Source organism: Streptomyces nogalater, assembly GCF_039532885.1.
Taxonomy (GTDB): Bacteria; Actinomycetota; Actinomycetes; order Streptomycetales; family Streptomycetaceae; genus Streptomyces; species Streptomyces nogalater.
Genome location: NZ_BAAASM010000006.1, coordinates 330351 through 344294, shown reverse-complemented (window position 1 = coordinate 344294; position 13944 = coordinate 330351). Strand labels below are relative to the sequence as shown.

Annotated in this window: 13 protein-coding genes; 9 read left to right on the top strand and 4 right to left on the bottom strand. The window is 73.8% G+C overall.

The window, feature by feature from the left end; all coding sequences use genetic code 11:
- Window positions 1-75 precede the first annotated feature (75 nt).
- Window positions 76-897, bottom strand: coding sequence for a MerR family transcriptional regulator (locus ABD350_RS07280; RefSeq protein ID WP_344346946.1), 822 nt, complete (start codon window positions 895-897; stop codon window positions 76-78).
- Window positions 898-1100: 203 nt separating this feature from the next.
- The gene (locus ABD350_RS07275) at window positions 1101-4412 is read right to left on the bottom strand and encodes an AfsR/SARP family transcriptional regulator (RefSeq protein ID WP_344346945.1); all 3312 of its coding nucleotides are present in this window, start codon (window positions 4410-4412) and stop codon (window positions 1101-1103) included.
- Between the two features lie 387 nt (window positions 4413-4799).
- Here ABD350_RS07275 and ABD350_RS07270 point away from each other — a divergent pair, with 387 nt between their 5' ends.
- Complete coding sequence (locus ABD350_RS07270) at window positions 4800-5342, top strand: SDR family NAD(P)-dependent oxidoreductase (protein ID WP_344346944.1); 543 nt, start codon at window positions 4800-4802, stop codon at window positions 5340-5342.
- Between the two features lie 225 nt (window positions 5343-5567).
- Complete coding sequence (locus ABD350_RS07265) at window positions 5568-6812, top strand: MFS transporter (RefSeq protein WP_344346943.1); 1245 nt, start codon at window positions 5568-5570, stop codon at window positions 6810-6812.
- An 81-nt stretch (window positions 6813-6893) separates the two neighbouring features.
- On the opposite strand, the gene ABD350_RS07260 is transcribed toward ABD350_RS07265, so the two are convergent.
- Window positions 6894-7595 carry a DUF5324 family protein gene (locus ABD350_RS07260; RefSeq protein WP_344346941.1) on the bottom strand — a complete coding sequence of 234 codons (702 nt, stop codon included), beginning with the start codon at window positions 7593-7595 and terminating at the stop codon, window positions 6894-6896.
- Between the two features lie 210 nt (window positions 7596-7805).
- On the opposite strand from ABD350_RS07260, the gene ABD350_RS07255 reads away from it, so the two are divergent.
- Together ABD350_RS07255 and ABD350_RS07250 are read left to right on the top strand one after the other, a co-directional pair.
- Entirely contained in the window at window positions 7806-8336 is a 531-nt protein-coding gene (locus tag ABD350_RS07255) for a peptidylprolyl isomerase (RefSeq protein WP_344346940.1), read from the top strand.
- Between the two features lie 116 nt (window positions 8337-8452).
- Complete coding sequence (locus ABD350_RS07250; RefSeq protein WP_344346939.1) at window positions 8453-9340, top strand: rhomboid family intramembrane serine protease; 888 nt, start codon at window positions 8453-8455, stop codon at window positions 9338-9340.
- Window positions 9341-9609: 269 nt separating this feature from the next.
- Here the strand turns inward: ABD350_RS07250 and crgA are convergent, their stop codons facing one another.
- A complete protein-coding gene (gene crgA / locus ABD350_RS07245) occupies window positions 9610-9864 on the bottom strand; it encodes a cell division protein CrgA (RefSeq protein WP_344346938.1) in 255 nt (84 codons plus the stop codon).
- Window positions 9865-10016: 152 nt separating this feature from the next.
- Here crgA and ABD350_RS07240 point away from each other — a divergent pair, with 152 nt between their 5' ends.
- From ABD350_RS07240 to ABD350_RS07220, 5 genes are all read left to right on the top strand, one after another.
- Window positions 10017-10805, top strand: coding sequence for a DUF881 domain-containing protein (locus tag ABD350_RS07240; RefSeq protein ID WP_344346937.1), 789 nt, complete (start codon window positions 10017-10019; stop codon window positions 10803-10805).
- 115 nt (window positions 10806-10920) lie between these two features.
- On the top strand, window positions 10921-11082 hold the full coding sequence (locus ABD350_RS07235) for a hypothetical protein (protein WP_030609287.1): 162 nt from the start codon (window positions 10921-10923) through the stop codon (window positions 11080-11082).
- Complete coding sequence (locus ABD350_RS07230; RefSeq protein WP_344346936.1) at window positions 11079-11717, top strand: aminodeoxychorismate/anthranilate synthase component II; 639 nt, start codon at window positions 11079-11081, stop codon at window positions 11715-11717. Before ABD350_RS07235 ends, ABD350_RS07230 begins: the two co-directional genes overlap by 4 nt.
- A 407-nt stretch (window positions 11718-12124) precedes the next feature.
- Window positions 12125-13138, top strand: a complete 1014-nt coding sequence (locus ABD350_RS07225) for a class E sortase (protein WP_382466730.1) — start codon at window positions 12125-12127, stop codon at window positions 13136-13138.
- Between the two features lie 28 nt (window positions 13139-13166).
- Window positions 13167-13919 carry a class E sortase gene (locus ABD350_RS07220; protein ID WP_344346935.1) on the top strand — a complete coding sequence of 251 codons (753 nt, stop codon included), beginning with the start codon at window positions 13167-13169 and terminating at the stop codon, window positions 13917-13919.
- Window positions 13920-13944 lie beyond the last annotated feature (25 nt).

Sequence of the window (13944 nt, the reverse complement as noted above, 5' to 3'; positions counted from 1 at the left end):
AGCCTGATCGTCCTCTAGGACGAGGGGAAAGCGCCTTCGGTTGGGCGGGCCGCCGGCCGGGGGCCGCCCGGTCGCTCAGGGGCCGGCCACCGGGGCCTGGAGTTCCGTCACCCAGGCGTCGCGGTCCTTGGGGCACTCCAGGTTGATCTCGCGGGGATAGCCGGTCGAGCGGTAGCCGTGGGTGTCGATCCAGTGGGCCAGGGTCTGGGCCGTGGGCAGGACGGTGTCCATGGAGCCGTGGTGCACGATGGCCGCCGCCTGGTCGAGGGGCGGCAGGTCGAGGACGCGGACCGGGCCGTCCCCGAGCGGGGCGGAGACCTGGACGGCGGCGTGGACGGTGATCCTGCCGCCGCCCTCCGGCGCGTCCTCGTAGAAGGCGATGCCGGGGCCCGTGGGGGTGATGCCCGCCTCGTGCAGACGGCGGAACAGCTCGTCGTAGAGGGGTCCGATGACCGGGCCGATGTCCTCGGGCTGGTAACTCGCGGCGGTCGCGGTCAGCTCCGCCACCCGGACGGCCGGCACGCTCTTGAGGACGACGTCGTTCGCGGGCATGTGTCCCTCGCTCTCGATCGCTCGGAGCCTCGCCTCGACCCGGACCAGCCGGGCCTCCGTGGCGGCCATGGCATGCTCCAGTTCCGCCCGCCGCAGCCGCAGCATGCCGCGCAGTTCCTCGGCGCCGACCTTCTCGTCCACGATGTCCCGGACCTGCCGGAGCGTGAACCCGAGGTCCTTGAGCGCGATGATCCGGTTCAACCGGGCGAGCTGGGCCGCGGTGTAGTGGCGGTAGCCGCTGGCGGGGTCGACGTGGGCCGGGCGCAGCAGGCCGGTCGCGTCGTAGTGACGCAGCATCCGGACCGAGACGCGGCCGTGCCGGGCGAAGTCTCCGATGGTGAACATGACGTCTCCGAGTCGACCGTCTGACACGGTGTGAGGGTCAAGGAGCGGGCGGGGCGGGCAGCCGGACCCAGCGGCCTGGGACGGCCGCGCGCCTCCTGCCCACCCTGCTCGCCGCCTCCGGTGAGGATCCCGGCGTACGGCGGTGGCGGCGGGCCGTCGAGGAGTACGCGCGATCCGGACGCCACCCTCTGCGGGGCCCTGGGCTACCCGTGGACGGTCTCCAGGGCCGGGGCCGCCGCCCGCAGGGCCTCCTCGGGGGTCAGACGGGTGCCGTCGTCGAAGGACCGGGTGAAGTCCGCGTCGCCCAGGGTGGCGCGGGCGGCCCGCTCGATACGGTCCACGTCGGTGCGCTCGGCCGGGGGCAGTGGGGCGCCCACGCTGCGCCGGGCCGCGTCGGCCGCGCCGAGCAGCAGGGCCGCGCCGGCCGCCGCGGACCGGGTGCCCCGCAGGGCCGCCGCGCCGGCCAGGCCCTCCAGGGACAGCGCGAGCGCCCGCGGTTCGCCTATCGCGCGGGCCACGTCCAGGCCGCGCAGGTGGTGCGCCGCCGCCCCGTCGGCGTCGCCGCGCAGTTCGGCGACGAAGCCCAGCTCGGCCAGCAGCAGATGGTCGCCCGCCTGCGAGGACACATCGGCGTAGCCCTCGCGCAGGTGCCGCAGGTGCGCCTCGGCGGCGTCGAGGTCGCCGGAGCGGCGGGCACCGAGGGCGAGGCCCATCCCGGCGTGGATCTCGCCGTAGGTGTAGCCCTGTTCGGCGGCACTGCGCAGGGCCTGTTCGTGCAGGTCGCGGGCGCGGTCCCAGTCGTGGGCCAGCAGTGCCAGGCGGCCCAGGCCGGACAGCCGGGCCGACACCTCGGCCGCGAGGCCCAGTTCGCGGGCCATCCGCAGCCCTTCGTACTGGCGGTTCACGGCCTCCTCGTACTCGCCCTTGATCTCCGCGAGCGCCGCCAGCGGTGACACCGTCTGCAGTTCGCCCCAGCGGTCGCCCAGTTCACGGAAGAGCGCGGCACTGCGCCGGCCGTCGCGGCCCAGCCCGGCGAGGTCGCCGCGGATCAGCGCGAGCGTGGCCCGCAGACCGAGCGCGGCGGCGGTGCCCCACTGGTCGCCCGCGGTGGTGAACAGCGTCAGCGCCCGGTCGTTCAGCTCCCCGCTGTCCGCCACCGCGCCCGCGCTGAACAGGCCGTACGCGCACAGCCACAGCGACCGGGCCCGCTGTACCGGATCGGGCGCGGCGGTGCCGTCGGCGGGGGCGGTGCCGGGGAGGGTGGTGTCGTCGGGGAGGGCGGTGGCCGGGTCGCGGTCGCCGGTGAGCAGGGCGAACGCGGTGTACAGCAGGGTGAGTTCGCGGCGGTCGCCGGCCGTCGTGGTGTCCAGCACCGCGCGCAGGCTGCGGCGGGCCTGGGCGAGCCGGCCGCGCAGCAGCCACCACCAGGCCAGCGCGGTGGCCAGCCGTGCCGCCTGGTCCGGGTCCCCGGCGGCGGCCCGGCGCACCGCCTCGTCCAGGGCCGAGCGCAGATTGCCGGACTCGGCGTCGAGCCGGGCCAGCCAGGACCGCTGCCCGGGACCGCGCAGCTCGGGCTCGGCGCGTTCGGCGAGCGCGAGGTAGTGGCGCAGATGCCGCTCGCGTACGGCGGCGAGGTCCTCCATCTCGTGCAGCCGCTCGGTGGCGTAGGCGGCGACGGACTCCAGGAGCCGGTAGCGAGGGCCGGCCGGCCCGGCCACGACGACCACCAGGGACCGGTCGACCAGCCGCGTCACCAGGTCGGGCACCTCGGCGGAGGCGACCCCGTCGCCGGCGCACACCGCCTCGGCCGCCTTCAGGTCGCAGCCGTCGCTGAACGCGGCCAGCCGGCGCAGCACGATGCGCTCCGGCGCGCTGAGCAGCTCCCAGCTCCAGTCGATCACCGCGCGCAGGGTCTGCTGGCGCTCGGGCGCGCCGCGCCGCCCCGAGGACAGCAGCCGGAACCGGTCGCCGAGCCGGGCCGCCAGCTCGCGCACGCCCAGCGCGCGTACCCGGGTCGCCGCCAGTTCCAGGGCGAGCGGGATGCCGTCCAGGCGGCGGCAGATCTCCGTGACGGCGGCGCGCTCGGCGTCGTCGCAGGCGTCGGGGGCGAGCGGGAAGCCGGGGGCCGCGGCGGCGGCCCGCTGGGTGAACAGCCGTACCGCGTCGTCGGTGGGCAGCGGCTCGACCAGGAACACCTCCTCGCCCGGCAGACCCAGCGGCTCCTGGCTGGTGGCCAGCACCCGCAGGCCGGGCGCGGTGCGCAGCAGGAGGGTGGTCAGCTCGGCGGCGGCGTCCACGACGTGTTCGCAGTTGTCCAGCACGAGCAGCGTGCGGCGGTCGCGCAGGACGGCGGCGAGGTGGTGCGCGGGGGACCGGGTGCCGGCGCCGGAGACCGGTACGGCGGAGGGCGCGTGGTCGCTGATGCCGAGGGAGGCGGCGACGACCTGGGCGAGGTCGGCGACGGCCCCGCCGCGGACGCCGGAGAACTCCACGAACCACGCGCCGTCGGCGAGTCCGTCGCCGGACGCCGCGCCGAGGACCGCGTCGGCCGCCGCCACCGCCAGCCGCGTCTTGCCCACACCGCCGGGACCGGTGAGGGTCACCAGGCGCGCGGCGCCGAGGAGGGCGGAGACCCGGTCGAGCGCGTCGCGGCGGCCGATGAGGGGAGTGAGGGAGGCGGGCAGGTTGGAGGGGGCCGGAGCGGGGGGCGCGGTGGCCTCCGGGGGTGCGGTGGGCGCCGCGGGTCGCCCGGGAGCGGGGCCGGCGGGGCGCGGCGCGACCGTCAGCGCGGGGTCCTGGCGGAGCACCGCCTGGTGCAGGGCGGCGAGTTCGGGGCTCGGTTCCACACCCAGGTCGGCCACGAGCCGGGCGCGCAGATCCTCGTAGGCCGCGAGGGCCTCGCTCTGCCGGCCCGTCGCGTACAGCGCCCGTATCTGGAGCGCGCGCAGCCGCTCCCGCAGCGGATGCCGGGCCACCAGGTCGGCCAGCTCCCCGGCGAGGAGCACGTGTTCGCCGGCCGCCAGGCGGGCCTCGGCCTGCTCCTCCAGCACCGACAGCCGCTGGTCGGTCAGGCGCTGTGCCGCCGCGCGGGTGAACTCCTGGTCGGCGAAGTCGGCGTAGGCCGGTCCGCGCCACAGTCCGAGGGCCTCGGTGAGCAGCGCGGCCCGGTCGTCCGGGGCGTCGACGGCGCGGGCCCGCTCCACCAGGTCGCGGAACCGGACGGCGTCCACCTCGTCGGTGTCCTCCAGCCGCAGCCGGTAGCCGGCCGGCTGGAGCTGCACCCGGTCCCGGCCCAGCACCCGGCGCAGTTGCGACACCTTGGCCTGGAGGGCGCCGGCGGGCCGGCCCGGCGGGTGGCCGCCCCACAGGTCGTCGATCAGACGGTCCGCGGAGACCGGTCCGCCGTCGTGTGCGAGCAGGTCGGCGAGCAACGCCCGGACCTTCGCCTCCGGAACCCTGACGGCCGCCCCCTCGTCGTCCCACACCGTCAGTGGGCCGAGCACCCCAAACCGCATGTGCGGCACTGTACGTCACGGCCTCGATCCGGTGGGGAGTCCGCCCGGCCGGGCGCCGTCCACCAGCGGCTTCCCGGCTTCCGGTCGTCCGTCGGCCATCCTCTCCGGTCGTCCGTCGGCCGTCCGCTCCGGTCGTCCGTCGGCCATCCTCTCCGCTCGGCGGTCCGCCGCGGTCTGCCGCGGTCCTCCCGCCGATTCGCCGACCGGTGCCGGGTGCCCGTGAGCCGGACGTCAGCCCGGCCGGGGCGCCCGTAAGCCGAGCGTCAGCCGGTGCCAGGTGCCCGTGAGCCGGCCGTAAGCCGTTCCGAAGGTTTCCCGAAGCGCCCGGGCGCAAGGTCGTTCCCACCGAGCCGTTGTGGCAGGTGCGGCGAAGGAAGAGGAAGCGGCATGACCAAGTACGCGGGCCGGACGGCCGTGGTCGTCACGGAGGCCACCACCATCGGGCTGGCCGTGGCCAAGCGTCTGGTGGAGGGCGGCGCCCAGGTCGTGCTGACCGCCCGCACCACGCGGGAACGGGACGGCCTGGGCGGGGAGTTGGGCTCCACCGCCCGGGTCGTCGCGCCCTCCGACGTGACCGCCTGCCTGGGGCCCGGCGGGGTCGTCGACCTGCTGTTCGCGGATGTCGTGGCCACCGCCCGGCCGCTGCTGCCACGCCTCAGGGACGGTGGCGCGGTCGTGCTGATGGCCCCGGCGCCCTCGCCCGTCGCCGTGCAGGAACTGGCCGACGAACTGGTGTCCCGGGGCATCCGCGTCAACGCCGTGGCGCCGGGCTGTATCGAGGCGCCGGGCGGCGACGGGGCGCCGCTGCCGCCCCTGGGCCGTCTCGGCGCCGCCGAGGAGGTGGCCCGGGCCGCGCTCTTCCTGGCCACCGACGCCACGTTCACCACCGGGGCCCGCCTGCCGGTCGACGGAGGACTGAGCCGGCCATGACGACGTACCGGCGGGACCGGCCGATGGGCCGGGGGCCGCAGCCGACGTACCGCCGGGCGCGGCCGACGAGCCCCAGGCCACCTAGGCCACCCCGGCTTCCCGGGACCTCCCGGGCCACCCGCACCACCCGGGCCACCGCCACCACCGGGCCTCCCAGCCCCCCCGGCCCCACCCCGAGCGTTCACCCACTCCGTCCCCGCAACCCGAAACCCTGGAGCACCTTCCATGAGCACCACACCCGATACCGCGGCCGGTTCGCCCGCGCGGACCGGCGCCGAGGCGAGCCGGGCGGGCGCCGGCGAGCAGCAGAAGCTGCCCCTGTTCGCCCTGCTGGCCCTCGCGACCGCCGTGTTCATCACGAGCCTCACCGAGACCCTGCCCGCCGGCCTGCTCCCGGCGATGAGCGACGACCTGCACGTGAGCGAGTCCGCGACCGGGCAGACGGTCACGATCTACGCCCTCGGCACCGCGCTGACCGCGATCCCGCTGACCGCGGCGACCGCCGGCTGGCGGCGCAAGCGGCTGCTGCTGACCTCCATGGCCGGCTTCGCCGTCGCCAACACCGTCACCGCGCTGTCGTCCCTGTACGGGCTGACGATGGTGGCGCGCTTCGTCGCCGGTGTCGCGGCGGGCCTGGCCTGGGCGCTGCTCGCCGGGTACGCGCGCCGGCTGGCCCCGGTGCCGCTGCAGGGCCGGGCGATCGCCGTGGCGATGGCGGGCATCCCCGTCGCACTCTCCCTCGGTGTGCCCGCCGGCACCTTCCTCGGCAAGGTGACCGACTGGCGCGTGGCGTTCCTCGCGATGACCGCGCTGACCGTCGTCCTGCTGGCGTGGATCGCCGCCGCCGTACCGGACCACCCGGGCCAGGAGCGCGGTGAGCGGCCGAAGATGCTGCACGCGCTGCGGGTCCCCGGTGTCGTGCCGGTGCTGTTCGTGACGCTGGTCTTCGTCCTGGCGCACACCATCATCTACGCCTACATCGCCACCTTCCTCGACGACCTCGGCATGGGCGGCAACACCGACCTGGTGCTGCTGGTCTTCGGTGCCGCCTCGCTGGCCGCCATCTGGATCGTCGGCGCGCAGATCCACCACCGGCTGCGCGTGCTGACGGTCGCCAGCTCGCTGCTGGTCGCGGTGTCCGCCGCGGTGCTGGCGATGCTCGCGGACCAGACGGCGTTCGTCTACCTCGCGGCCGTGCTGTGGGGCCTGGGCTGGGGCGGGGTGCCGACCCTGCTGCAGACCGCGGCCGGTGACGCGGGCGGCGAGCAGGCGGCCGACGCGGCCCAGGCCATGCTGGTGACGCTGTGGAACGTCGCCATGGCGGGCGGCGGTGTCATCGGCGGTGTGCTGCTCGACCTGAGCGGCAGCGACTCGCTGCCGTGGAGCGTGCTGCTGCTGATGCTGCCGGTGATCGCCGTCGTCGTCCTCGCCCGCGGCCACGGCTTCCCCGCCAAGCGCCCGGTGGCGTAGGCGCGGCCTACGCCAGACGGACGGTGACACGGCGAAGGAGCCTCCGCCGCTAGGGCGGAGGCTCCTCGCGGGGGACGGGGCTCAGGGCTCGTCGTCCTGGTCGGCCGCGTCCTCCTCGGCCTGCTTGGCCCGCACCTCGGGGTCCAGCCCGGCGGGGCCGGTGCCGTCCACGGAGGTGAGCCGGGGCGAGTCGGGGACCTCCGTCGCGGCGGGCGGCTCGACCAGCCAGTCGGGGTTGGCCTGCTTGTCCCACCACTTCCAGGCCGCGAAGGCGCCGCCCGCCAGGACGGTCAGCACCGCGCAGACCTTCAGGGTCCGGCCGGACCGGGACCGCCGCTCCTGGCGCCGGACCAGCTTCTGGATGTCCTCGGCCGAGACCTGCCCGCGCAGGGCGGCCATCGCGGCGGCGCCGCGCGCGGCGGCCTCGTCGCGCACGGGTGCGGTCGCGGCCATCGCCTGTTCGATCTTCGGACGGGAGTACAGGGCGGCCTGCCGGGCCGCCTTGCGGGTGCGCAGGGCGGCCTCCTGGGCGGCGAGGTCGACCTTCGGCGGCACATGGGTGAGCGCCTGTTCCAGGCGGGGGGCGAGCCGGGCGTCGTACTGCACGCGGGCCTGCTCCGCGGCCTGCGACACCACGGGCGCCAGCCGTACGCGTGCCTCCTGCGCGTAGTACGCGGCACGCTCCTTGGCCGTGTCGGCGTAAGGCGCCACCACTTCCGCGGCGTGCAGCACGCTGTCCTTCGCCGAGCCGGTCGCGGCGCGCACGCTGTCAATGCGGGTCACGGGTTCCTCCTCCTCGGTGGCGTACGGTATTTCGACTTTCCACCCTTTTACGGATCATGCCTGCCGACGGCCGGTGCGGCACGCGCGGGCGGGCATATGGGTGCAGACCGCTGGCTGCCGAGCGGTCCGGGCGGTGGCGGCCGGGCTTCGGGCGGGCGGGAGCGTGGAAGGATCGGAGCACCGCGGCGGAACGACAACGGAAGGCGGACCGTGGCCGAGCAGCTCTACGCCACCCTGAAGACCACCCTCGGCGACATCGAGATCCGGCTCTTCCCGCTGCACGCGCCCGTCACGGTCAGGAACTTCGTGGAGCTGGCGCGCGGCGAACGCGAGTGGACCCATCCCCGCACCGGCGTGCGCGGCAGGGACCCGCTCTACGACGGCACGGTCTTCCACGCGGTGATCGGCGGTTTCATGATCCAGGGCGGTGATCCCCTGGGCAACGGCATCGGCGGCCCCGGCTACGGCTTCGAGGACGAGTGCCACCCCGACCTGGCCTTCGACGCGCCGTACCGGGTGGCGATGGCCAGCGCCGGTCCGGGCACCAACGGCTCGCAGTTCTTCATCACCGTCACCCCGAGCACCTGGCTGAACGGCAAGCGCACCATCTTCGGCGAGGTCAGCACCCCGGCCGGCCGCAAGGTCGTGGACGCCATCGCGCGCGTGCCGACGGGCCGCAACGACCGGCCGCTGACCGACGTCGTGCTCCACACGGTGCTGATCGAGTCCCGCGAGGAGTGAGCCGGCGCCGCTTCACCGCCCCGCCCGCGCGGGGAACCGGACACCGCGCTCGTCCGTAAGGATGAAGAGGGCAGGATAGTGCCGTCAGCCACGGACACGACGAGCAAGGGGATCTGATGGAGCAGGCCGCAGGGAGCGCGCAGGACGCCCACAGCGTGCCCGTGTGCTACCGGCATCCGGACCGCGAGACCGGCGTGCGCTGCACCCGCTGTGAACGGGCCATCTGCCCGGAGTGCATGATCAGCGCCTCGGTCGGCTTCCAGTGCCCGGAGTGCGTCCGCGGCGGTACCGGCGAGGGCCCCGCCCCGCAGGCGTCCCGGCCGCGCACGCTCGCAGGCGGCACGGTGACGGCCGACCCCCGGCTGCTCACCAAGATCCTGATCGGGATCAACCTCGCGATGTTCGTCGCGATCAAGGCCGATCCCTCGTTCCTGTCCGACGTCTGGCTCTACGGCGGCTGGCCGGAGAAGCCGCTCACGCCGGTCTCGGGCGTGGCCGGGGGCGAGTGGTACCGCTTCGTGTCGTCGATGTTCGCGCACGACGCGTACTGGCACATCGGCTTCAACATGCTCAGCCTGTGGTGGGTCGGCGGCCCGCTGGAGGCGGCCCTCGGCCGGGCCCGCTATCTGGCGGTGTACTTGGTCTCCGGGCTGTCCGGCGGCGCGCTGGCGTATCTGCTCACGCCCCCCGATGCCGCTGTGCTCGGCGCCTCCGGCGCGCTGTACGGCCTCTTCGGCGCCACCGCCGTGCTGATGCGCCGGCTCAACTACGACATGCGGCCGGTCATCGCGCTGCTGGTGATCAACCTGATCTTCACCTTCAACGGGTCCCTGCACATCTCCTGGCAGGCGCACATCGGCGGGCTCGTCGCCGGTGTCGTCACCGGGTACGCGATGGTGCACGCCCCGCGCGAGCGGCGGGCGCTGGTGCAGTACGGCACCTGTGCCGTCGTCCTGGCGCTGGCGCTCGCGCTCGCGTTGATCCGGACCGCTCAGCTCACCTGACCGGGCGGGGGAACACGCTGTCCCCGAACCGTTGTCCACAGCCTGTGCCCGATCTTGTGCACATCGTGCGTACACAACCGTGCCCCCTGCCGCTCGGATGTGTTTCCGCAGGTCGGGCAGGGGGCGAACGAGTGTCTGAGTGATGTTTGACCAGTCACACCGGCGTCAACATCCGACAGGTTATCCACAGATCGTCGTTCTTTTTCCCCACTGTGGACAACGGCTGTGGATAACTCAGTGGATAATCCTGGGCAGAGCTGTGCGCGGGGCTACTTCCACTGCGTGGAGACACCGAACCCGGCGGCGATGAAGCCGAAGCCGACCACGATGTTCCAGTTGTCGAGGCTGTCGACGGGCAGCGAGCCGTCCGTGACGTAGAAGACGACGATCCAGGCCAGGCCGATCAGGAACAGGGCCAGCATGACCGGTGCGACCCAGGCCCGGTTGGTCAGCCTGATGGCCTGCGCCTGCTTCGCCGGCGGCGGCGTGAAGTCGGCCTTCTTGCGGATACGTGACTTCGGCACGAGGGTCTCTCCTGTCGATGCGCTGCGTGGCCGCGCAGGGAACTGGGTCGGGCTCGGGGCAGCGTACAAGGGGCCAACACGACGACTCTGTGTGCTCCCCCGGGCGTCCGTTAGCGTAGTGCTTCCGTGGCGCCGAAGGAGATAAGGGTACGTTGAGCAATTCTGCCGACTCCCCCCGGACGGGAGCAATGGGCTCCGGCCCCGCCCGCAGGCCGCGCCTGCGTCCGGTGCGGATTCTCACGGCGGCCGTCTTCGCCCTCGCCGGACTGATCTTCTTCACCAGCTTCGACACGGCCAAGGGCACCGACATCCGCCAGGACGCCTCCCTGCTGAAGCTGTCCGACCTGATCCAGCAGCGCAGCCGCAAGAACAAGGGGCTGGACGAGTCCAACGCCACCTTGCGCGACAGCGTGGAGTCGCTGGCCGAGAACGACGACGGCAGCACCAAGGCCGAGGACGAGGAGCTCAGCGGGCTGGAGAAGAGCGCGGGCACCCACGAGCTGACCGGCAAGGCCGTCACCGTCACCCTGAACGACGCCCCGCCCGACGCCACCGCCAAGCTCCCCGGCTACCCCGAGCCGCAGCCCGACTACCTGGTCATCCACCAGCAGGACCTCCAGGCCGTGGTGAACGCGCTGTGGCAGGGCGGCGCCAAGGGCATCAGGGTCATGGACCAGCGGCTGATCTCCACCAGCGCGGTGCGCTGCGTCGGCAACACCCTGATCCTCCAGGGCCGCGTCTACTCACCCCCGTACAAGATCACGGCGGTCGGCGACCCGGACCGGCTCAAGCAGGCCCTCGCGGACAGCCGTGCGATCCAGACCTACATGGTCTACGTCAACGTCTACGGCCTCGGCTGGAACGTCACCGACGACGGCACGGTGACCCTTCCCGGCTACACCGGCACAGTGGACCTGCACTACGCGAAGCCGGTGGGGTAACCGTCCGACCCGACGCCACCGAGCCTGTGGACACAGGCCATCCGAGGGCCCCGCGCCGCTAGTCTGGTGACGTACGGCGTGGGTCTGGTGCCGTAGGGGATACGGAAGGGACGGCATGTACGGCTGGATCTGGCGGCATCTGCCGGGGAACGCGTGGGTGAAGGCGCTCATCTCGCTCGTACTGATCCTGGCCGTGGTCTACGTCCTCTTCCAGTACGTCTTCCCGTGGGCCGAGCCGCTGCTGCCCTTCAACGATGTGACGGTGGACAACCAGTGAGTGCGCGGATTCTCGTCGTCGACAACTACGACAGCTTCGTCTTCAACCTCGTGCAGTACCTGTACCAGCTGGGCGCGGAGTGCGAGGTGCTGCGCAACGACGAGGTGACGACCTCGCACGCCCAGGACGGCTTCGACGGCGTGCTGCTCTCCCCCGGCCCCGGGACGCCGGAGGAGGCGGGCGTGTGCGTGGACATGGTCCGGCACTGCGCGGCCACCGGCGTGCCGGTCTTCGGGGTGTGCCTCGGCATGCAGTCGATGCAGGTGGCGTACGGCGGTGTGGTCGACCGGGCGCCCGAGCTGCTGCACGGCAAGACCTCGCTGGTCGAGCACGAGGGCAAGGGCGTCTTCGCCGGGCTGCCCAGCCCCTTCACGGCGACCCGCTACCACTCCCTGGCCGCCGAACCGGCCACGGTCCCGGCCGAGCTGGAGGTGACCGCCCGCACCCAGGACGGCATCATCATGGGCCTGCGGCACCGGGAACACCGCGTCGAGGGCGTGCAGTTCCACCCCGAGTCGGTGCTGACCGAGCACGGCCACCGGATGCTGGCCAACTGGCTCGGGGAGTGCGGTGACCACGAGGCCGTGGCGCGGTCGGCGGGGCTCGCCCCGGTGGTGGGCAGGGCCACGGCGTGACCGCGCTGCGCCCCGAGCGCGAGGACTTGTACGGCGGCGAGAGCCCGCACGAGCCCTCCGCCGGTGCGCGGCCGCACCCGCACGGCCGCCCCGCCGCCCCGCCGACGGCCGCCCCCCGAGCGGCACGGCCCGAGGAGCCCCGCAGAGCCCCACACCCCCCGACGCCCGCCGCCCCCGACAACGCACCGTCCCCCCGCCTGACCGAGCAGCATCCCCCGACCACCCCCCTGCCCCGGTTCACGGACGAGCCCCTGACGACCCGGCTGCCCCGGATCCCCGAAGAGCCCGCGACCGGCCGTCCGCCCCGGGTGCCCGGAGAGCCCGCGGCCGGCCGTCCGCCCCGGGTGCCCGAGGGACCTCGGACGGCTCCGCTGCCCCGGGTCGTGGACGAGCCTGGGACGGCTCCGCTGCCCCGGATCGCAGACGGGTCTCGGACGGCTCCGCTGCCTCGGATCGCAGGCGAGGCGTCGGCGTCGGCTTCCTCGGTGGCCGTCGACGACGAGACGATGGCTCTGCGGGTGGTGCCCGGCCGCCGGGCGGAGGCCGGGCGGGCGAGTGGGCCCGTGGGGGCCTCCGGGGGCACCTCGACGTCCGCGGCCGGTACCGTCACGCCCGGCGGGCGCGCGGCCCGCAGGAAGGCCGCCAAACGGCGTGGCGGGCGCCGGACGACGGCCGTACCCCCCGTCGAACGGGACCCGCAGCGCCCCCTGACCCGGGTGGAGGCCCGGCGCCAGGCCCGGCTGCGCAAGCCCGGCCCGGCGACCCTGGCGAGCCGGGCCGTCGGCGAGCTGTTCATCACCACCGGCGTGCTGATGCTGCTGTTCGTCACCTACCAGTTGTGGTGGACCAACGTCCGCGCGCACGCGCAGGCCGGCAGCGCCACGCACCGGCTCCAGGACGACTGGGCCAGCGGCAGGCGCAGCCCGGGCGTCTTCGAGCCGGGGCAGGGCTTCGCCATCCTGCACATCCCCAAGCTGGACGTGGTCGCCCCCATCGCGGAGGGCATCAGCAACAAGCGGGTGCTCGACAAGGGCATGGTCGGGCATTACGGCGAGGCCCCGCTGAAGACGGCGATGCCCCAGGACAAGACCGGCAACTTCGGTCTCGCGGCGCACCGCAACACGCACGGCGAGCCGTTCCGGTACATCAACCGGCTCACCCCCGGCGACGCGGTCGTGGTCGAGACGCAGGACACCTACTTCGTGTACGAGGTCTCCTCGTCGCTCCCGGTGACCTCGCCGTCCAACATCAGTGTGCTGGACCCCGTACCGCCGGGCTCCGGCTTCACCCGCCCCGGCCGCTACCTCACCCTCACCACGTGCACGCCGGAGTTCACCAGCAAGTACCGGCTGATCGTCTGGGGCAAGATGGTCCAGGAACGCCCGCGCGGCAAGGGAAAGCCGGACGCGCTCATCGAGTAGGGCTTCACCGAGTAGGGGCAGAGGAACTGTGGCAGCGACCGCCGACGAGACCGAAGAGACCACGGACGCGCCCGAACCGGACCCGGCCCCGCGCCGCCGGCGCCCCGGCCGGATCGCGCTGGCGGTCAGCGTCTTCGGCGAACTCCTCATCACGGCGGGCGTGCTGCTCGGCCTGTTCGTCGCCTACTCGCTGTGGTGGACGAACGTGATAGCGGACCGCAAGGCGGACCAGAAGGCCGACAAGGTCCGCGAGCACTGGGCCCGGCAGAAGGACTCCGGTCCCGGCGCGCTCGACACCGGGGACGGCATCGGCTTCCTGCACGTGCCGGCGATGCGCAACGGCGAGGTGCTGGTCGAGAAGGGCACCGGCGCGGACGTCCTCAACGACGGCGTGGCCGGCTACTACACGGAACCGGTCAAGGCGGCGCTGCCCACCTCCGGCAAGGACGGCAACTTCACCCTCGCCGCGCACCGGGACGGCCACGGCGCGAAGTTCCACAACATCGACAAGCTGGAGAAGGGCGACCCGATCGTCTTCGAGACCCGGGACGAGTGGTACGTCTACAAGGTCTACTCGATCCTCCCCGAGACCTCGAAGTACAACGTCGAGGTCCTCTCCCCGGTCCCCGGCGGATCCGGCCGGAAGCAGCCCGGCCACTACATCACCCTGACGACCTGCACCCCCGTCTACACCTCCCGCCACCGCTACGTGGTCTGGGGCGAACTGGACCGGGTGGAGAAGGTCGACAGCGAGCGCACCCCGCCGCCGGAACTGCGCTGACCCCCGCCCGGAACGGCGTGTGGCC